Annotated in this window: 20 protein-coding genes; 10 read left to right on the top strand and 10 right to left on the bottom strand. The window is 54.1% G+C overall.

The window, feature by feature from the left end; genetic code table 11:
* Positions 1-71: 71 nt before the first annotated feature.
* From MUG06_RS16080 to ugpC, 6 genes are all read left to right on the top strand, one after another.
* On the top strand, positions 72-1,088 hold the full coding sequence (locus MUG06_RS16080) for an SIS domain-containing protein (RefSeq protein WP_243079224.1): 1,017 nt from the start codon (positions 72-74) through the stop codon (positions 1,086-1,088).
* Entirely contained in the window at positions 1,085-2,023 is a 939-nt protein-coding gene (locus MUG06_RS16085; RefSeq protein WP_243079225.1) for an ROK family protein, read from the top strand. Before MUG06_RS16080 ends, MUG06_RS16085 begins: the two co-directional genes overlap by 4 nt.
* An 86-nt stretch (positions 2,024-2,109) precedes the next feature.
* The gene (locus tag MUG06_RS16090; protein WP_243079226.1) at positions 2,110-3,351 is read left to right on the top strand and encodes an extracellular solute-binding protein; all 1,242 of its coding nucleotides are present in this window, start codon (positions 2,110-2,112) and stop codon (positions 3,349-3,351) included.
* A gap of 9 nt (positions 3,352-3,360) precedes the next feature.
* The gene (locus MUG06_RS16095) at positions 3,361-4,269 is read left to right on the top strand and encodes a sugar ABC transporter permease (protein ID WP_215848595.1); all 909 of its coding nucleotides are present in this window, start codon (positions 3,361-3,363) and stop codon (positions 4,267-4,269) included.
* Positions 4,259-5,098 carry a carbohydrate ABC transporter permease gene (locus MUG06_RS16100; protein WP_243079227.1) on the top strand — a complete coding sequence of 280 codons (840 nt, stop codon included), beginning with the start codon at positions 4,259-4,261 and terminating at the stop codon, positions 5,096-5,098. The genes MUG06_RS16095 and MUG06_RS16100 overlap by 11 nt, the downstream gene beginning before the upstream one ends.
* 26 nt (positions 5,099-5,124) lie before the next feature.
* A complete protein-coding gene (ugpC, locus tag MUG06_RS16105) occupies positions 5,125-6,201 on the top strand; it encodes a sn-glycerol-3-phosphate ABC transporter ATP-binding protein UgpC (RefSeq protein ID WP_243079228.1) in 1,077 nt (358 codons plus the stop codon).
* A gap of 56 nt (positions 6,202-6,257) precedes the next feature.
* Here the strand turns inward: ugpC and MUG06_RS16110 are convergent, their stop codons facing one another.
* From MUG06_RS16110 to MUG06_RS16135, 6 genes are read right to left on the bottom strand one after another with little or no spacing between them, the layout of a single operon-like run.
* A complete protein-coding gene (locus tag MUG06_RS16110) occupies positions 6,258-6,752 on the bottom strand; it encodes a heme-binding protein (RefSeq protein ID WP_215848593.1) in 495 nt (164 codons plus the stop codon).
* 46 nt (positions 6,753-6,798) lie between these two features.
* Positions 6,799-8,190, bottom strand: a complete 1,392-nt coding sequence (locus MUG06_RS16115) for a cytochrome c (protein ID WP_243079229.1) — start codon at positions 8,188-8,190, stop codon at positions 6,799-6,801.
* A 4-nt stretch (positions 8,191-8,194) separates the two neighbouring features.
* A complete protein-coding gene (locus tag MUG06_RS16120) occupies positions 8,195-9,787 on the bottom strand; it encodes a GMC family oxidoreductase (RefSeq protein ID WP_215848591.1) in 1,593 nt (530 codons plus the stop codon).
* 24 nt (positions 9,788-9,811) lie between these two features.
* Positions 9,812-10,462 carry a sorbitol dehydrogenase family protein gene (locus MUG06_RS16125; RefSeq protein ID WP_243079230.1) on the bottom strand — a complete coding sequence of 217 codons (651 nt, stop codon included), beginning with the start codon at positions 10,460-10,462 and terminating at the stop codon, positions 9,812-9,814.
* 11 nt (positions 10,463-10,473) lie between these two features.
* Positions 10,474-10,944, bottom strand: coding sequence for a heme-binding protein (locus tag MUG06_RS16130; protein WP_215848589.1), 471 nt, complete (start codon positions 10,942-10,944; stop codon positions 10,474-10,476).
* A gap of 42 nt (positions 10,945-10,986) precedes the next feature.
* Positions 10,987-11,385 (bottom strand): DoxX family protein, encoded by a 399-nt coding sequence (locus tag MUG06_RS16135; RefSeq protein ID WP_215848588.1) that lies wholly within the window; start codon positions 11,383-11,385, stop codon positions 10,987-10,989.
* 452 nt (positions 11,386-11,837) lie between these two features.
* On the opposite strand from MUG06_RS16135, the gene MUG06_RS16140 reads away from it, so the two are divergent.
* The 3 genes from MUG06_RS16140 to MUG06_RS16150 all read left to right on the top strand — a co-directional run bounded on the left by MUG06_RS16140 (position 11,838) and on the right by MUG06_RS16150 (position 14,729).
* Positions 11,838-12,815: a hydroxyacid dehydrogenase gene (locus tag MUG06_RS16140; protein WP_243079232.1), complete on the top strand. Its 978-nt coding sequence runs from the start codon at positions 11,838-11,840 to the stop codon at positions 12,813-12,815.
* 3 nt (positions 12,816-12,818) lie between these two features.
* Entirely contained in the window at positions 12,819-13,511 is a 693-nt protein-coding gene (locus tag MUG06_RS16145) for an RraA family protein (RefSeq protein WP_243079233.1), read from the top strand.
* Positions 13,512-13,589: 78 nt separating this feature from the next.
* Entirely contained in the window at positions 13,590-14,729 is a 1,140-nt protein-coding gene (locus tag MUG06_RS16150) for a major royal jelly family protein (protein WP_243079234.1), read from the top strand.
* A 41-nt stretch (positions 14,730-14,770) separates the two neighbouring features.
* Here MUG06_RS16150 and MUG06_RS16155 read toward each other — a convergent pair whose 3' ends face one another.
* The 4 genes from MUG06_RS16155 to MUG06_RS16170 are packed head-to-tail and all read right to left on the bottom strand — an operon-like array spanning position 14,771 to position 18,045.
* Positions 14,771-15,439, bottom strand: coding sequence for a methionine ABC transporter permease (locus MUG06_RS16155; protein ID WP_243079235.1), 669 nt, complete (start codon positions 15,437-15,439; stop codon positions 14,771-14,773).
* Positions 15,427-16,215 carry an ATP-binding cassette domain-containing protein gene (locus MUG06_RS16160; protein WP_243079236.1) on the bottom strand — a complete coding sequence of 263 codons (789 nt, stop codon included), beginning with the start codon at positions 16,213-16,215 and terminating at the stop codon, positions 15,427-15,429. Before MUG06_RS16160 ends, MUG06_RS16155 begins: the two co-directional genes overlap by 13 nt.
* Positions 16,208-17,008, bottom strand: a complete 801-nt coding sequence (locus tag MUG06_RS16165; RefSeq protein WP_243079237.1) for a MetQ/NlpA family ABC transporter substrate-binding protein — start codon at positions 17,006-17,008, stop codon at positions 16,208-16,210. The genes MUG06_RS16160 and MUG06_RS16165 overlap by 8 nt, the downstream gene beginning before the upstream one ends.
* Before the next feature lie 17 nt (positions 17,009-17,025).
* A complete protein-coding gene (locus MUG06_RS16170) occupies positions 17,026-18,045 on the bottom strand; it encodes an isopenicillin N synthase family oxygenase (RefSeq protein WP_243079238.1) in 1,020 nt (339 codons plus the stop codon).
* Between the two features lie 492 nt (positions 18,046-18,537).
* On the opposite strand from MUG06_RS16170, the gene proP reads away from it, so the two are divergent.
* Positions 18,538-20,013 carry a glycine betaine/L-proline transporter ProP gene (gene proP / locus MUG06_RS16175; RefSeq protein ID WP_215848583.1) on the top strand — a complete coding sequence of 492 codons (1,476 nt, stop codon included), beginning with the start codon at positions 18,538-18,540 and terminating at the stop codon, positions 20,011-20,013.
* Positions 20,014-20,080: the final 67 nt, after the last annotated feature.

Genomic DNA, 20,080 nt, shown 5'->3' on the forward strand with positions numbered 1-20,080 from the left:
GAAAACAGGCATTGACTGCACGAATTCGTGCAATGTATGTTGTCTCCTGTCTCATTAACCAGGAATGACGTATGACCACTCTGAGTGAATACGAAAAAGATATTCTTCAGCAACCGGACGCGCTGCGCGATCAGCTCAATTACCCGCTACCCGCAGAGCTTCACCAGCTTGACCTGCATCGCTATGACCGAATTGTATTGGCTGGCATGGGCTCATCTGATTACGCCTTGATCCCCATTGAACGCGCATTAATTGCGCGCGGTTTACCGGTATGGCGCATTGATGCCGGTCGCCTGCTGGATATGCCCGATCTGATAACCGCCAACACGCTGCTGTGGATGACATCGCAATCGGGTATGAGTGGTGAAGTGGTTAAGCTGCTGGATATCATCACGAAACCGCTGACGCTGATTTCAGTAACCAACGACATCACCAGTACGCTGGCTCAGCGCGCTGACATTTTGGTGGAGTTGCGCAGTGGCGATGAAGCCACCGTCAGCGCGAAAAGTTACCTCAACACGCTGGTCGCCAGCTATCGCATCCTCGCCGCTCTGACGGGCGAAGCGGAGCAGCCGCTAACAGACAAAGTGGCTGCGCATCTAAACAATATTGCTGAGCGGGTGAGTCAACAGGCGCAAATCCAGCCGATCGTGACCCCTTTCTTTCTGCGTACTCAGCCACGTTTGGCCATGATTGGTATCGGTGCCGATGCGGCAACCGCCATGACCGGTGCGCTGATCACCAAAGAATCGTCAAAAGTCAGTGCAGAAGGCTTTATCGGCGGCGAGTTCCGGCATGGTCCGATGGAAACCTCCGGCAAGCAGATGACTGCCCTGCTGTTTGGTAATGGCAGCGAACCAACGCTGATTCAGTTAGCTGAAGATTTGCAGCGCAACGGCACGCACGTGGTCACTGTCGGTCCACGCGCTTACGCAGGCAGTGAACTGCTGGAAACGCCTGACGATGAGCTGCTGCGTTTAGTGTGCGCCATGCTCTTTGTGCAGCACCTGACCGTCGCGCTGGCACGCGGCAACGGCATGGTGCCCGGCGAATTCCTCTACGGTAAAAAAATAACGGTAACGTTATGACCAATTCTGCTCGCCTGCTGCGCGCAGGCATTGATATGGGCGGCACCGGCACACGATTCATCCTGCTGGAGGGTCTGCGCGAGGTGGCGGCGTTAACGGTGCCTACCGCAGAGTTTGATGCGATCCCGCAATCCAGACGCAGCGATGAACTGGTCAGTCGGTTGCGGCAGCTCTGTCCGGCGGACGGGCAGATTATTTCGCTGGGCATCGGTGCCAGTGGACCGGTTAATAACCGCAGCGGTGTGATTGAAAACAGTGACACGCTGGCCTGTTTCTCTTTTTTCCCGCTGCTCGACGAGCTGCAGCAGCGTTTAAACGTGCCTGCCGCCATCGATAACGACGCGGTGGTTGCGGCACTGGGCGAGTTTCACGCCGGGGCGGGTGTGGGAAGTCAGCGCATGTTGATGGTCACACTCGGCACCGGTATTGGCGTGGCGTTACTGGATAAGGGCCAGCCGTTTCGCACAATCGATGGCCGCCATCCTGAAGCGGGTCATATTCCTGTCTCAGGCAGCACGCATCGCTGTTACTGCGGCGTCACGGGGTGTTGGGAAACGGAGGCGTCACGCGGTTGGCTACAACAGGCTTTGCTGCAACTGCTGCCAAATCTTCACTGGCCACAACTCACTGTTAAGCGACTTGATGCACTTAGCGCGGACGATCCTCGCGTAGCCGCAATTTTAAGCGAGTACGGTGGCCGCGTGGGACGAGGGCTATCCACCCTGCTGGCACTTTATGGCCCCGATCTTACCGTGCTTAGCGGCAGCGCTGCGCGTTTGCTGCCGCTGTTTCGCCCGAGTTTAGATACGGCTCTGCAACGCGCCAGCGGCTACCACCTCTATCCACAGATTATTTCATCTTCTCTCGGCGATGCGGCGGGCGCGCTGGGAGCGGCATTACTGCCAACGATCAGGGAACCCGTTAAACGCTCGTAAAACCATAATCGCGCACCATAGCGCGGCCTGGGCTGATGGCGTTCACCTGCATCAGCCATTATTTCACCTGTTTTTGGAGTGTCAGAATGAAAAGACGCGTCACCCTGCAGCTCAGCGGATGTCTGGCCGCGCTGCTGATTTCCGGCTATGCCAACGCCAAAACGGAATTAAGCGCACTGTTTATGTCACAGTCTGCTTACAGCGAAAGCGATATTCGCGCCATGACCGCCGATTATGAAAAGGCGCATCCTGATGTAACGATCAATCTTGAATTTGTCCCGTACGAAGCGCTACATGACAAGATCGTTGCCGCGCGTGGCGCGGGCAGCAACGGCTATGACGTGGTGTTATTCGACGATATGTGGCCAGCAGAATTTAACCGTTTTAACCTGTTGAAAGATGTCTCCAGCCACTTCACGCCAGATGTCAAAAACAAGATTTTTACCGGTGCCCTGAATACCGTTACCTGGAAAGATAAGCAGTACGGTATGCCGTGGATCCTCGACACCAAATACCTTTATTACAACAAAGCGATGCTGGCAAAAGCGGGGATTACCACGCCGCCAAACAGTTGGCAGCAGGTGATGGAACAATCGCAGCTGCTCAAGCAGAAAGGCATTGTTAAGTATCCGCTGGTCTGGAGTTGGTCACAGGCGGAAGCCTTGGTCTGTGATTACACCACCATGGTTTCTGCCTTCAAAGGCGATTTCTATCAAGATGGCAAGCTGACCTTTAACGCGCCGGGCGCCTTAAAAGCCGTGACCTTTATGAAAGATTCGCTGGATAAAGGCGTGACCAACCCAAACTCCAACGAGTATCTGGAAGAGGATGTGCGCAAGGTCTTTTCCAACGGCGATGCCGCCTTCGCGCTTAACTGGACTTACATGTACAACCTGGCCAACGATCCGAAGCAGAGTAAAGTCGCTGGCGATATTGGCATCATGCCTGCACCGGGTGATGCGCCAGGTGAAGTGGCGTCCATGAACGGTTCCATGGGTTTGGGCGTAACCCAAACCAGCGGACATCCCGATCAGGCGTGGGATTACATAACCTATCTGACCTCGCAACCGGTGCAGAACCATTATGCCCGTCTGAGCCTGCCTATCTGGAAATCATCCTATCAGGATCCGGCGGTGCGTCAGGGCCAGGAAGCGTTAATTGATGCGGCTGACAAAGCGCTAAACGTGATGTTAATGCGCCCGATTATTCCTGATTACTCGCGCCTTTCGAACATGCTGCAGCAGCATCTTCAGCAGGTTTTGCAAGGTCAGGAGACGCCAGAAGCGGGAATGCAGGCATTGACACAAAGCGCGTCGCGCCTTCGGTAAGGACTTTTCATGCTCAGTTTGCAACAACGTGAGCAGCGTCAGGCATGGGTGCTGTTGGCACCCATGTTACTGGTGATGTTTCTGCTCACCGGTTGGCCGCTGTTCCGCACCATCTGGCTTAGCTTCACCGATGCGGCACTGATCGGGAGTGATGGCGCAGCTAACCTGATTGGCTTCGATAACTATTTATATGCACTGACCGACCCCGATTTTGTCGCCTCTATTGGCCGCACGCTTTATTTCACTGTGGTCTCAGTGGTGATTGAAGGCGTGATCGGCGTGCTGGTCGCGCTGCTGCTCAACCAGCGCTTTTATGGCCGTAATGTCTTGCGAGTGCTGGTGATTCTACCGTGGGCGCTGCCGACCATCGTCAATGCAATGATGTGGCGACTTAATTTCAATCCCGATTACGGCAGTATCAATGCCCTGCTTACGCAGCTAGGCGTAATGGATCATTACCGCAGCTGGCTCGGTACGCCTACCTCGGCGCTCAATGCCGTGATGCTGGCGGATATCTGGAAAAACTATCCGCTGGTTACGCTGCTGGTGTTGGCAGCAATGCAGTCGATTCCTGAAGATCTTTATGAAGCTGCACGTCTGGATGGCGCATCGGCGCTGCGGCGGTTTCGGGCCATTACGCTGCCCGCTATCGCTGGGCCGCTAAGTGTTGCGCTGGTATTGCGCACTATCGACGCCTTCAAAATCTTCGACATTATTTATGTGATGACGCGTGGCGGCCCGGTGGACAGCACCAAGACCTTGAGTTTCTTTGTCTATCAAGAGTCTTTTAGCTATCTGCGTGCTGGCAGTGGTGCGGCTTATGCCATTTTAATGACGTTGATGTGTAGCCTGCTGATCGCCATTTATATGTTGATGCTGCTGCGTCAGCGCCGCCGGAGTAAAGTCAGTGAAACGTAAAATCCGCGCTGTTTTGCGCTATGCAGCCGCCTTGCTGGTGGCGCTCTCTATCCTCGCACCGATGGTCTGGCTGTTTTTAATGAGCGTCAGCTCAACCGCCGATTTAACGCGCCTTCCGCTGGAGTGGTTGCCACGTCACTGGGACTTCTCGCGTTACGCCCGGCTGGTGTCACTGGCACCCGACCAGCCTGGTGCGCTTTTTTTACACGCGCTACTCAACAGCCTGCTGGTGGCGTGTGGCGCAACGGCGGTATCGCTGTTACTGGCGATCCCGGCAGCATTCAGCTTCTCACGCTATCCTGGCCGTGACGGCTGGTTGTTCGCAAGTTTGGCGATCTACATGGTGCCGCCGGTGGCATTTGTGCTGCCGCTCTACTTTGTATTGCAACATCTCAACCTGTTGAACACGCATATCGGCCTGATTCTGGTCTATTGCTCATTGATACTGCCGTTTCTGACCTGGATGTTGAAAAATCAGTTCGACACCTTGCCCCAGGATATTGAGCAAGCGGCACGGTTAGATGGTCTGCGCTTCTGGCAGGTTTTGCTGCGCATCACGTTACCGTTAGCAAAACCGGTGCTGGGCGCGTCGGCTCTGTTTGGCTGGCTGCTGGCGTGGGACGAATTTTTCTATGCCCTGTTCTACACCAGCAGCATTGATGCACAAACGCTACCGGTGACTATTGCCGGTTTCACCGCCGGGCGTGCCACCGATGACGGCCTGATTGCCGCTGTGGGCATCCTCGCCTCATTACCTCCGTTGTTGATCGCCATCGTGCTACAAAAATCGCTGGTCAGTGGGCTAGCGAGCGGCGGCAGTAAAGGTTAGCGAAACATTTTTTGGAATCTACGATTATGGCAAGAGTTGAACTGGTACAAGTTTCCCGCCGTTACGGCAAACAGACGGTATTACAGCCGCTGGATCTGACCATTCCCGACGGCAGTTTTACGGTGTTGGTTGGCCCGTCTGGCTGCGGAAAATCAACGTTACTGCGGTTGCTGGCTGGACTGGATAGCGTCTCTGATGGCGCAATCTTGATGGATAATCAGCAGATAAACGATCGCGATCCAGCCGATCGTGATATCGCCATGGTATTTCAGAGCTATGCGCTTTATCCCCATCTGACCGTGGCGGAAAACCTGGCGTTTCATATGCAGGTCAAGAAGATCAAACGCAGTGAGCAACAGGATAAAATTACCCGTATTGCCGCTATTCTCGGGATAGATAAGCTGCTGGGTCGTTATCCGCGCGCGTTATCGGGCGGTCAACGTCAACGCGTGGCGATGGGTCGCGCCATGGTGCGTAATCCGCAGGTTTTCCTGTTCGATGAGCCGCTCTCTAACCTGGATGCGCAACTGCGCATGGAGCTGCGAGCAGAGATTAAATCCCTTCATCAGCGATTCAAGACCACCATGGTATATGTTACGCACGATCAGGTTGAGGCGATGACGCTGGCAGACCAAATTGTGGTCATGCGTGAAGGTGTGATTGTGCAACAGGGCAGCCCGCTGGAAATTTACGATCGCCCAGTAGACACCTTCGTGGCACGCTTTATCGGCTCACCGCCCATGAACTTGCTTGAGGCACAGCTGGTTTCTCGTGAGGGGATCCCGGGCGTTGCCTGTGGCGAATATTGGTTGCCTTTACCCGCCAACTGGCGTGACGCCGCCATGCGCCAGGGTGATAAACCGGTGCTGATGGGGGTTCGCCCTCATCACTTTCATCTGGCAGATTCGCCCGCCTTACCCGCCACCGTGAAGCTGGTGGAAGTCACAGGAGAATCCAGTTTGCTGCATCTTGACTGGCAAGGCTTGCCGCTGCATGTCCAGCTCGCTGGCCGCATAACCGCACAGCCGGGTGAAAAACTGTCGTTGGCGATTGATCTCTCACATTTGCATCTGTTCGATAAAGAAAGCGGTAAACGGTTGTAGCCCAGGCGGCAGCGAGCGACGGAGGCGAAAACCGCTCGCTGCGCCCTTTCGAACCTTTACTTCATTCCCTCGCTCGCCGCTTTAGCGATGGCGATTTCATTCGGATTAGCGGATCCGCTGACGCCCACCGCGCCGATAATCTTTTCCTGCCACACCACCGGCGAGCCGCCGCCCAGCGGGATCACGCCCGGTAATGTCGCGATAGCCGGTTCTTTGCCATTGGCGCGATCCATATATTTGTCTGTTGGGGTGCGATACAGCGCGGCGGCGCGACCTTTTAAGATTGAAGAATCAATACAGCCTGCGGGCGCGTTGTCCATGCGCTGAAAGGCCAAAAGTTGACCGGATTGATCCAGCACCGCAATGCAGACATTGGCATTCAATGCGTGCGCTTTTTCCTGAGCGGATGCGATCAGCTTTTGCACATCGCTTTGCGTCAAAATGGTTTGCGTCGTGGTCGCCTGCGCCGCAAAGCCACTCATCACACCCGCGCCGAGCAGCAGCGCAAGGGCAAACTTTTTGTTCACGATACGTTTTAAATTTCTGGTCATAACAAAACTCCTGTCTTAACGAGGGGGCCGGCTGCGGCCCGTCAGATTATGCTCGCCGACGGCGTAGCGGAAAGAATGCCCATAACAACACCAGCACTATCCCTGCCACCCCGATCCAGGCAAGCCCGGCGGCGTGGCGTACAATCCAGCTGCCGCTCTCGCCATGAAGCGTTTCTTCAACCTGTTGCAGGGTAATGACGTGTTGAGGATTGCCAAACGTGACGGAAACATAATTCGCCACTTTCGCCAGCTCCTGCTGAGTGAACTGATGTTCAAAAGCGGGCATAAAGGCATGACCCGCAGGCATGTCACGGTTGATGCCTTCAGCGATAATCATGATCAAATTGGCGGGATCGTCAGCGGCCACCGAGGACAATCCCACCAGCGACGGATAAGCGTGTTGATCATCGCGTGTGCCACGTCCATCACTGGCATGACAGCTGGCACAAGCGCCATTATAAAGCTGTGCGCCACTCATCTGCTGACTCGACACGTAATCCTCGATGCTGTCACGCATGCCTGTTTCAATGGCCGAAACAGGCGTAGCGGCAGGGGGTTTTAAGGGCTGCCGATTAATACCGCCTGTTGCAGGAAGCTGCTTCAGGTAACGGGCCATTGCGTACAGATCGCTGCTCTGTAAGCGTGAGAAGGATTTTTCAATCGCGGTGCCCATTTCGCCTCCCGCTACGGCTTTACCGTGCAACACGCCGGTGCGCAGATAGGTCACGATCTCCGCTTCGCTCCAGCTGCCGATGCCAGCTTCTGCGTCTGGTGTGATGTTCGGCGCGGTCCAGCGGCCCACCTTGCCGCCAGCCAAAAAATGTTCGCCCTGTTCGGCCATCATGCCGTTGCGTGGCGTGTGGCAGGTTGAACAGTGCGCCAGCGTTCGCACCAGATATTCACCCCGATCTATGCTGCCCGCGGCGGCATCGCTGCCTTTCACCGCAGACTGATCGAGGAACATCAGATTCCACAACGCCATCACCGGGCGAAATGAGAAGGGAAAGGGCAAGTCGGTTTTTGTCGCGGGATGATCGTCAGCGGCTACGCCATTCATGAGATAGGTGTAGAGCGCCCGAATATCGTCATCTGACATCCCGGCAAAGGCGGTATAAGGCATGGCGGGGTAAAGATAATGATTGCCGGGCGCTTTACCTTCGCGCATCACGCGGGTGAAATCCGCCAGACTGTATTGACCAATGCCAGCGGTTTTCGACGGCGTAATGTTGGAACCATAAATCATGCCCATCGGCGATTGAATGCCGAAGCCGCCGGAGAAGGGTTTGCCGTTTTCAGGGTTGTGATGGCAAGCCGAGCAATCACCTGCAATCGCCAAATACTCACCGCGCTGAATCAACGTTTGCGTGGCGTCGGCCAGGCTGGCAGCGCTGAAAAGCAGTGAACAGACCGGGAAAAGCGCGTAGATGACCTGTTTCATCGCGTCAGATCTCCCGAATAATGGTATCAGCAAGGCGAAGCGCCAGCGCGATACCTGTTAGCGTTGGGTTGACCGTTGCCGACGTCGGCATTACGCCGGTGGTGGCCAGAAACAGATTGGGATGATCCCAGCTGCGGCACTCGCTGTTGACCACCGAGTTTTTGGCATCGTCGCCCATGATGGTGGTACCCATGATGTGATACTGATTACGCCAGCCGGTTGGCGCTTCAATAACCTCGCCGTTGAATGCCTGAAGGAAGTTAGCGAAATCGTGGTAAGCCTGAGGGCGCATGCCGCGCACGTAGCTGTCGAGCTGGTAATTGACTTTTAACATCGGCAAGCCGATGGCATCCCTGCGGTCGTAATTGGGCACGACGCGGTTAGTGGGAACCGGTAAGGTTTCACTCATGGTGCTGATATTCATGATGCGTGAAGCGCGGTCAAAAATGGCGTCATCCAGCGCTTTGCCCATCAAGCCTTGCTTCAGCAGCGGAGCGGTGACATCCACGTTAGGCACTAAATTACGCAGTGAATAGCGAATAGCAGAGTGCTGTGCACGGCTCGGTTCATCGCGACGATTAGCGATAGTGCCGTGTTGCACCGAACCGCGCCCAGTCCACAGCGGCTCATCAGCGAGAAACGTCAGGCTTAAACCGGTGTGATCCATCAGATTACGGCCAACCTGATCGGAGCTGTTGGCTAACTCGTTCATCAGCAGCAGCTTCGGCGTTTCAAGGCCATGCGCCGCAACGATAAACACTTTCGCGGTTAATCGGGTATTGCTGCCATCTGGCTTGCGATAATGCAGCGCCTCAATACTGTTTTTTGCGCCCTGCTCAAATTTCCAGGCTACGCATTCAGTACGCAGCTGCGCGCCCAGCGCCACCGCTTTATCAACGTGCATATCGCCGGAATACATCGCGCCAATCGGGCAGATCGGTTCGCAATTGTTATTCCCTGCGCAGGCGGGACGTCCATCATAAGGGCGTGAAACGCGACCATGCGGCTCGTGGATCACCTGATAACCCATCGGGCCAAGTTTGGCCTGCATGCGTTGCACCATATAAGGCTTGGCTTCAGGCGGCAGCGGATAGGCTGCGGATCGAGGCGGATAGTGACCGCGCCCTTGCCCGCTTTGATCTTCATCAGCGGTGCCCACCACGCCGACTTCGCGCTCGGCTTTCACATACCAGGGTTCCAGTTCGCTGTATTCAAAAGGCCAGTCACGCCCGACGCCATAGACACTTTTCAGCTTGAAATCATTGGGCAGTAATCGCCAGCAGGCCGAGGCCCAATGCCGTGTACTGCCGCCTGCCACCCGCAGGGTGCTGGTGACATACTGAAAATCGTCGTCACCCTGGGCCTCAACGTAACCTTCGGTATAGCTGTTTGGTGCCCAAGGCAAATTGGGATACGGCGCACACCAGTTGCGTTTACTGGCGCCGTTGCGGTAATTCTCTACCACTTTCCAACGAGGAATGTACGGCCCCGCTTCTAACATAATCACTGATTTCCCGGCTTTAACCAGTTGGTAGGCCGCATTTGCGCCCAAGGCTCCCGAGCCGATAATCACGACATCAGCATCAAATTCACGCATCTTTATTCCTGGTTTTGTCTGTTCTTATTGTTTGGCAATCATCGCTTCGGCTTCTGCCAGCGTGCTGGCTTTTCCCTGTACCATTAATAACCACGGCGCTTCCGGCTCTCGAATATGATTCGCTGCGGCGGGCGAGCGATCGCCCCAGTCACGAATCGCGGCGGGCATCGCAGGGGCCGTTACGCCAGCCGGCACCTCGGCCCAGTAATCCTGGCCCGAACGCGCATAGCTGGGCCGAAGGGTGTGATTGCGGGTTGGCTCATACATCAGTGCGGAAAGAAAAGTCACGAAATGCGCATCGTCCACCGCTTTCACGGTGGAGGGTTGACCGGTGTAGCCGAGATACCAAGGTGAAACGATGCTGAGCGCCGTTTTAACATCCTGATCGTCCAGGCTCGCCACCAGCCGCTCGCGATCGTCACTTTTCAATGTCGTTAGGTTAGAGAACAGCCGGGTAAGATGAGCCGGAAAGTTTTTATCCTGCTGACACAGTAACGCCCCCAGCCGCGCCGTAATATTGGCATCAAGGCCACGACGTCCGGTGAGTAATTCACTGACACGTTGCAGTTGCGCGACGTGGCTATCTGGCTCGGAGGCGATCAATTCGGCGTTCAGCGGCATCGACAAGATCACCGGAGCCGCCACCATTAGCTGTAAAAAATGCCGTCTGTCCATTTCGATCTCCGCTATCCGGCGTTCAGGACGCTGAGGGCACCTTTCGCTGCTTCTGCATCCACGTTGCCGTCTGGCGTACTGACACCAATCGCACCCACCAGCACGCCCTGAATGATCACCGGCTCGCCGCCTGGCAGCGGAACCACCGCCGGATTGCCCAGCAGCGCGACATTACCGGCCACCACTTTTTGCTGGAAGCTTTCAGTCGGCACACCAAACGCAACCGCGGCATGCGCTTTCTTCGGTGCCAGTTCACTGTTAGCCAGCGTTGCGCCATCCAATCGGTCGTAACTCAGCGTTTGCCCCGCCGCATCAACCACGGTGACAACACCGCCCAGGTTATGGCTGCGAATAATCTGTTCGGCTTTGCCGATCAGCTGTTGCGCCTGTTGGTGATTCAGGGTTGATATTTGCGTAATAGGTTGTGCGGCGTGAGCGACAGCACAAAGCAGCCCGCCGCACAGCAATGCTAGCGATTTCATATATTCACCTGCGAAGTAGAAAGGGAAATTAAGCGCGCCTGGTCAGGATCTGGCGAAGCGGCGTTGGATAAGGTAATCGAGGCTCCATTTGCCGCTGCCGTTGAGATAAAGCAGCAGGAACGCGGCGGCGCAGGAGATGTTTTTCAGCCACACCATCAAATGGGCATGGCTGAATCCCTGATAAAACAGAAACCCCGCCACGACGGAGAAGATCGCCATGAAGACTGAGGTAAAGCGGGTAAGAAATCCCAGTGCAATGGCGGCGCCTCCGCCGACTTCAAGCAGAATCACCAGCGGCAAGAAGAAACCCGGCACCTGGTTGTCTGCCATCTGTTGCAGGTTGTCGCTGTAGTGCGAAATTTTGTCGAGGCCAGACGTAAAAAACAGCCCCACGGCCATGACCCGGCACACTGCATTTAAAAGATCGTTTGAACATTTCATGACGTGACCAATTTGATGCAAAGTTGTTAAATTTATGCACGAATGAGTCTGTGCAATTCGTTTAATCCACCTTGTGCGTTAACGGTCATATAACCGTTTTTCGCTGGCGGCGATGCATAACCTAACGCATAACTTGCTGAGAAAAAGAGTAAAATATTTTCCTCAGATTTTATGGCTTCGGTTTTATTTGAAGAAAGTCACAAAAAATTTGGATGTTAAAATCAGGATCAAAGCCGCTCGAATCCACTGCTAAATTTTTAACAAATCGATCGACCTCGCGTCGTCAGTGCCTTTCGCTGCTGTTTAGCAGATACATCAAGCGCGATGAAACGGCGCATAAGCCCTTCGTTGACCCAACCTATTCCCGTGGGGAATATATTGATAAGTAAATGGGAATACTTTTTATCGTTTGAAGCTGCCAGGATGAGGTAAATCTATTCGGGAGAGACAACATGGCTTATCGGTTTTTAGTCACCACCAGCGCGCTCGGCCAAGGTGGCGTTACGCTGCTGGCTGAAGCGGGTTGTCAGGTGGATTACCTCGACAATCCCAACGATGCACAGGAAGTGGAACAGCGCATGGCCAACGTGCCTTACGATGCCGTGATTTCGCGCACCGTTAATTTAACGGCTAAAGCAATCAACGCCTGTGCTTCGCTGAAAGTAATTTGCAAACACGGAGTTGGCGTAACCAATATTGATGTTGCTGCCGCCAGCGAGCGTGGCATTCCGGTATTAACCACGCCCGCAACCAACGCGCAATCCGTCGCTGAATTAACCCTTGCGCTGATGCTCAATGCCGCGCGTCGCTTGCCCTATTTTCAACACGAAGTGAATGCCGGACGCTGGACACGCAGCGGCGACGGTGAAGAGCTGCACGGCAAAACCCTGGGTTTAGCCGGATTTGGTGAGATTGGTCGCCGCGTTGCCCGCGCTGCGCAAGCTCTCGGCATGCAGGTGGCTTTTTTTGATCCGGGCGTTAAGGCTGAAAATGGGGCAACCGCTGTGACGCAGTGCGCCACGCTGGATCAGCTGCTGGCCTGTTCTGATGTGCTGAGCCTGCATTGTCCGGTAAATGATAAAACGCGCAACATGATCAATGCACAAACGCTGGCGCGTCTGCCGCACGGTGCCATTTTGATCAATACCGCCCGTGGCGAGCTGGTGGACGAAGTGGCGCTGTGTGAGGCACTGAAAAAGGGTCAACTGCGGGCCGCCGCGCTGGACACCGTGGCCAGTGAACCGCTGGCGGCCGATCACCCGTTTCGCGAACTTCCCCAACTGATTATCACACCACACATTGGCGGTTCCACTCCGCAGGCGCTGGATGCAGTGGCCTACAGCGCGGCGCATCAATGTCTGGCCTGGCTAGATGCACAGCAAATTAATGCGGCTGCCTGTGTAAATCCGCACGTTCTCAACAAGGAGTAAATCATGACACATCGTAGCGACTGGCCTGCTGGCTATTTCATTGGCGAACGCGGCCCACAAGCGGACGCCGCCCTGGTTGATGCCTTCCGTAAACTGCCGGTGCCGAACATTGGTGATTGCATGGGTCGCAGCACCGGTGCAATGGGGCTAACCGCCTATCATAACGATGCGAATTTAGTGCTATGCGGTCCGGCATTAACGGTAAAGGTGCGTCCGGGCGACAACCTGATGATTCACAAAGCCATTGAGATGGCGCAGCCGGGCGACGTTATTGTCGTCGAAGGCGCAGGCGATCTGACGCAGGCCTTGATAGGTGGCCTGATGCGCACCTCGGCGCAAACGCGCAAAATCGCCGGTTTTGTTATTGATGGTGCAATACGCGATCTGAATGAGTGGGCTGAAGGCGGTATTGCGGTTTGGGCGCGGGGTAATACGTTGCGTGGTCCGTCGAAAGAGGGGCCAGGAGAAGTCAATTCACGGGTGAGCTGCGCCGGTTTAGTGGTTTCGCCAGGCGATTTAATTGTGGGTGATGCCGACGGTGTGATTGCCATTCCGTACGATCAGCTCACCACCTTGCTGCCGCGTGTAGAAGCACATGCCCTGCGTGAAGCTAAAATTCGTGCCAGCAATCAATCTGGCACATCCGATCCTGAACGCTTTAATGCCATCCTGCGTGCCAAAGGCTGCCCAGTGTAATCGCCTAAAAACCCGTTTTTTACTGCGACAAGGCTTCTTAACCCTCAACGCCCCACTGCAACTACAGGAGATTTACCCATGCGGAGATTACTATGCAACGCGTTGCCCGTGTTAACCGTCGGATTATGGCTCAGCCAGCCGGTACTTGCTCAGGATGTGCTGCCCACGACATTACCGACCCAGGAAGATGCGCGACTCCAGCAGGTCGCAACCTCTAATCACGTCTGGAATGGCGTTACTGTCAGTCAGGATGGTCGGATATTCGCTTCGTTAACCCAATCCGAAGGCGCCGGCCCGCAACTGGTGGAAGTCGGTCAAAACGGTAAACTTACGCCGTTTCCTGATGAAGCGTGGAATCGCTGGGATGAGAAAGATCCTGAGCATCATTTCCTGCACGTGAATGCCGCACGCTTTGGCCCGGAGGGTTATCTCTGGGCGATGGATGCGGGGAATAAAGGCATTGGCACCGGTGCACAAGCCGTTACTGGCGGTGCCAAGCTGGTCAAAATCGACATTAAAACGAAGCAGGTCGTGGCGAGCTGGGTGATTAAACCGCCCGTATTGAAAGCCACCAGCTATCTTGATGACGTTCGTTTTAATGGCGATTTCGCCTATATCACCGATCCAGGCGCGCCGGGATTGGTGGTGTTGAACCTAAAAACCGGCCAGGCGCACCGGGTACTGGACGATCATCCTCTGGCGATTGATCACTTGCCGCTTTACGCCGACGGTAAAAAGCTTTATCTCCCCAGCGGCAAAGAGAAACGCGTGGGTATCGATCAGTTAGAGGTTTCACCTGACGGTAAATGGTTGTGGTTCCAGGCCATTCCTGGGCCGCTGGCGCGTATCGAAACCCGTTATCTTGACGATGCCACACTGCCCGCCGCAACGGTGGCGAAACAGGCGCATAAAGTCGTGGATACCTGGACGACCGGCGGCACAGCGATTGACGCGGAAGGCAATATCTACGCTTCTGAATTGAATACGCGTAGCATCAAGCGCATTACGCCGGAAGGGAAAATCAGCACGGTTATCAGCGATCCCCGATTGGTTTGGGTTGATGCCATGTGGATTACCAAAGGCGCATTGTGGATGCCTGCCGCACAGATTAACCGCACGCCAGCCACCACCGGCGGCAAAGCGTCGACCGTTGAGTATCCGGTCAAAATGTATAAGTTAGCGCTGCCGATTGCGCCCGCCGATCGCGATCATCATTAAGCGGTGAAACCCCACCACGGTGGGGTTTTTTAATGCCTGATTTAACGGCGATAGGCTAATGAACGTACTAGTCGATCGCCAAGTTTTTGAATGATCTGCACCATAATCAGCAGCACGATGAGGGTCGCCGCCATGATCCGGTTATCGAAGCGTTGATAGCCGTAGCGAATGGCTAAGTCGCCTAATCCCCCGCCGCCTACCACACCCGCCATGGCTGAGAAGCCAATCAGCATTACGATGGTCAGCGTCATTCCCGCCACCAAGGCAGGCAGCGCTTCAGGTAACAAGACGCGGCTCACGATGTGCCAGAGATTGCCGCCCATTGAGATCACCGCTTCTATGCGTCCGCGATCAACCTCATCCAAGGCATTTTCAACAATGCGCGCAAAAAAGGGAAACGCACCCAAAGTGATCGGCACGATGGCGGCGGTGCTGCCTAAAGTGGTGCCTACCAGCAATCGGGTAACCGGGATCAGCGCAATCAACAACACCACAAATGGCAAGGCGCGTCCGATGTTAACCAGCGTGTTCAGCGTCAGGGCAACGGCGCGATGCGGCAATATCCCATCCTGTCGCGTTAGGAAAAGCAGTACGCCCACCGGCAAGCCAATGGCAACGGTAAATAGCGCGGCAAAAAAAACCATGTAGAGCGTTTCATAGCTGGCTGTCAGCAGTAAATCCTGAAAGCGATCCCAGTTTACGCTACGCATCGGGTTAACTCCGCAGGCAGATATTTGGCGAGGAAGGCGCGATCGGCTTCACCTTCCTTCAGTAATAAATCTCGTAAACGGCTCTCTTCACGCTGCATGATTTGCGCCAGCGTGCCGCTTTCTATCAGCCTTCCTTTTTCGAGCAAGGCTGCGCTATCACATATCCGCTTTACTACCGACATTTCATGGGTGATCAGCACAATCGTGATGTTGAGCTGATGTTGAATAGAGGCCAGCAAATCCAGAATCGTCACGGTCGTTTCTGGATCCAGCGCGCTGGTGGCTTCGTCACACAGCAAATAGCGCGGTTGAACGGCCAGCGCACGCGCGATGCCGACACGCTGTTTCTGGCCGCCCGACAACTGCGAAGGCCAGGCGTTAGCAAAACTTTCCAGCCCCACCAGTTCTAACAATGCAGCCACGCGCGCGCGCCGTTGTTTTACCGGAAGTCCGGCAATCTCCAGCGGCAAATCGATGTTGTCGTGAACATTACGCGAGTGCAGCAAATTGAAGTGTTGGAAAATCATGCCCATTTGCTGGCGCTGACGTCTGAGCTGAGCAAGCGAGAGCGTTGAAATCTCCTGGCCATCAATCGCTATCGAACCGGTTGACGGACGCTCCAGCAGATTCAAACAACGTAACAAAGTACTTTTACCCGCCCCGCTTCGTCCGATAATGCCAAAAATTGAACCGTCCTGAATGTCCAGCGAGATTTCAGCTAAAGCCGGCGCAGCTGCGCCGGTATAGTATTTGCTGACCTGTTCGATTTTAATCATGCGCGGCATCCGCAACCGGAATCACCGACCCGTTGTAGTTTTTGCGGATAAAGTCTGCCACCTGCGGCGAGGTCAGATCTTTTGCCAACTCAATCACGCGCGGATCTTTTGCCAGCTGCGGCGTAGTGACCAACAGATTGGCGTAAGGATTGTGCTTCGCTGATTCCAGTCCCAGCGCATCTTTCGCCGGTGACAATCCCGCTTCTAAGGCGTAGTTGCCGTTGATAATGGCCGCATCGACATCATCAAGAGAACGCGGCAGCTGCGGCGATTCAATCTCTACAATTTTGATTTTCTTGGGGTTTTCTGAGATATCTTTCGGTGTTACCAAGGTGGTACCGGCTTCACCGCTGGCGTTAAGACGCAGCACGCCTTTATCCTGCAATAACCACAATGCGCGGCTCAGGTTAGTGGTGTTGTTTGGCACGGCAATCGTCGCCCCTTCTGGCAGCGCATCCAGGCTTTTTACTTTGCGGGAATAGATGCCGAGCGGCTCGATATGCACACTGGCCACCACGTCGAACGTTTTACCCAACGCTTTTTCCTGATCTTTTAAATACGGCAGATGCTGGAAATAGTTTGCGTCCACATCACCCGATGCCAGCAGTTCGTTGGCATTGATCCCACCGCTTAACTCGACGATTTTTAAATCGAGTTTGGGATCGAGCGTTTTAACGTACTCCAGTATTTCGGCATGCGGTACCGCATCAGCGGCCACGCGCAACGGTGCAGCATAGAGGTTTTGTGCAATCAGCAACGACAGTCCAGCCAGGCCTAATAGCGTTTTCTTCATGATTTTTCTCAGTGTCATTATTGTTGGGCGTATTCAGGATAAAAACGTTGTGCAACTTCGGGGTGCGAGCGCAGGCGTCCTTTGAGGTAATTCCAGCCCACATCACGCAGTAAAGGATTTTGAGGATCGCTGCTCGGCCCCTGCGCTAATTGCGAAAGCGATTCTGGAAGCGGGTAAAGCGGCACCACCGCATCAAGCTGTGCACCCAGAAAGAAGGCAATGGAAAGGCGTTCGCGCTGCGCTTGTGGCGATACCACGCGGTGCACGGTGGCACGCAGATAACCGTTGGTGGCAAGCTCCAGTAATTCACCAATATTCACCACAAAAGATCCAGGCAACGGCGAGGCGGCAATCCATTCTCCGGGATTAACTTCAACCTCTAATCCGGGCTGATCGTCCTGAAGCAGCAAAGTCAAAAAGCCGGAGTCCTTGTGTGCGCCAACCCCCTGACGTGATTGATCATCTGCACGGCCAGGATAGCGAATGAGTTTGATGTGCTCGTTGGGATAACGCCCGTAAAGGTTATCGAAAGCATTACGGGGTAATTGCAGCGCTTCGGCAAAGGCGCGTAGAAGCTCAAGGGCAACGTGAGTCATTTCCTGTTGCCAGCGCGTTAACAACGTTTTCAACGCTGGCAACGCGTCGGGCCATTGATTGGGGCCTTGCAAGCGTTGCCAGGCGGGTGCGTCATCTGAGTGAGGCAGCGCCTCTCGTTCAGCACCAATATCAAATTGCTCTCGATGGTCGGGTTGATTGCGGGTTATTTCTGCACCCGCGAGGTTATAACCACGAAAATGTGGAGAGTTAGCCATTTTAACTTTGCGTTTTTCATCTAAGGGCAAAGCAAAAAAAGCCTTTGCCACGCGCTGCACGTCATCTAATAAAACCTGATTAATACCATGGTTAATAAGATAGAAAAAACCCACTTCACGAGCGGCGTGACCTAATTCATTTATTGATAACTGGCGCTGTTCTTCATCGCCATGTAATTTCGCGAAATCAATAATCGGAAGCTGCACTTTATTTAGCGATTGCATGATTAACATCCTGCCTGACCGTAATGACACAACATTGCCATTGGCTTGTCTGGTTCACTACTAAGTTATCCTGCTATCGATATGCCATTCCCGGAAATAACGCGAATTATTAGGGTACTGATTTTTATAATCTTTTAATTAAAGTAATAATCCTGAGTAGGGATTGATTGTGGGATTAAACAGAGTATTGCGTTATTGGAAAAATACAGATGAGAATGAATAAGACATTATTAATGCGTAACAAAATGTTTGAAGGTGTGATCCGCTATTAATACGGCGTGCCCTGCTGGATTTGTCAACAATTGCGGTTATTCCGGCTATAAACTTGCAAAAACTGACAATAATAGTCTAAGGTTGGGCGGCTGAGGTGCTTACCGCTTCACTTACCCACAATTTGGGCTTCTTATAGCTTTCATTTCCTTCGTTCTTCTCGATCATATTTGCGGCTGCGAAAGCTATAAGACTCCCTCAATTAAGCTGTATGAGGAGAATATGACCACCAAAAACCAATCATCTGAACATCCGAAAAAACACTTCTGGAATAAGAAGCAGAAAGAACTGACCGTTGATGACATCACCGTCATTGATAACGGTATGCTGAAACGTGCTGTCGGTGCGGCTGCCTTGGGTAATGCCATGGAGTGGTTCGATTTCGGTGTTTATAGCTATCTGGCGGTGATTATCGGGAAAGTCTTTTTCCCGGATGCCAACAACGCGGTGCAGCTGATCGCGACCTTCGGTACATTTGCCGCCGCCTTCCTGGTACGCCCCATTGGCGGCCTGGTCTTTGGGCCGCTTGGCGACCGTATTGGACGGCAGAAAGTGCTGGCGATGACGATGATCATGATGTCTATTGGGACATTCTGTATCGGGCTCATTCCCGCGTACTCCTCCATCGGTATCATGGCGCCGATTCTGCTGCTGGTAGCCCGACTCATTCAGGGCTTTTCTACCGGGGGTGAATATGGCGGAGCAGCAACCTTTATAGCGGAATACTCCACTGATAACCGCCGTGGCTTTATGGGCAGTTTTCTTGAGTTCGGTACTATCGCCGGTTACCTGCTCGGCGCGAGCCTGGTGACGGCCATGACGCTGCTGCTCTCTAATGACGCCATGATGTCGTGGGGCTGGCGTGTCCCGTTCTTTATCGCCGCACCGTTGGGCTTGTTCGGCCTGTATGTACGCCTGAAACTGGAAGAAACACCCGCATTCCAGCAGCACATGGAAAAACAGGAAGCGTTGGAGCAGAGCAAGCCGCGTCTTACTTTGATGCAGATGCTGAGCAAATACCGCGCGCCGATGATGAAATGTATTGGTCTGGTACTGCTGTTTAACGTGTCCAACTACATGTTGACTTCCTATATGCCGAGCTACCTGACGGGTGTGCTGGGTATGAACGAGATGAGCGGTTTGCTGCTGGTAATGGTAGCGATGTTTGTGATGATGCCGCTGACCTTGTTATGGGGTCGCTGGACCGACAAAATTGGCCGTCGCCCGGTGATTGGCTTTGGTGCCGTAGGCTTGATCCTGCTGTCGATTCCCAGCTTTATGCTGCTCGGCACCGGCAACATGTGGGCGGTTTTTGCTGGCCTGCTGATTCTGGGGGTATTGCACACCTGCTTTAGCGGCACCATGCCTTCAACGCTGCCTGCGCTGTTTACCACCGATATTCGTTACAGTGCGCTGGCAATCGGCTTTAACCTTTCCGTTTCACTGTTTGGTGGTACCACACCACTGATTACCGCCTGGTTGGTGGACACCACCCACAACGTGATGATGCCTGCTTACTATATGATGGGTGCAGGCGTCATCGGCCTGGTGACTATCCTGACAGTACGCGAAACTGCACGTCAGCCACTGAAAGGCTCTTCGCCTGCTGTGGCCACTAAAGCAGAAGCACATAAGCTGATTGATAAGTTACGCTTGCGGAACAGTAAATCGAAGCCGGTTCCGGCACCGTCAAAATAATGCGTTAATCACTAAGCAAGCCGGGATAATCCCGGCTTTTTTAATGCGAGATTAGCCCCTCTCTCGA

Source organism: Pantoea sp. MQR6 (assembly GCF_022761075.1).
Taxonomy (GTDB): Bacteria; Pseudomonadota; Gammaproteobacteria; order Enterobacterales; family Enterobacteriaceae; genus Pantoea; species Pantoea phytostimulans.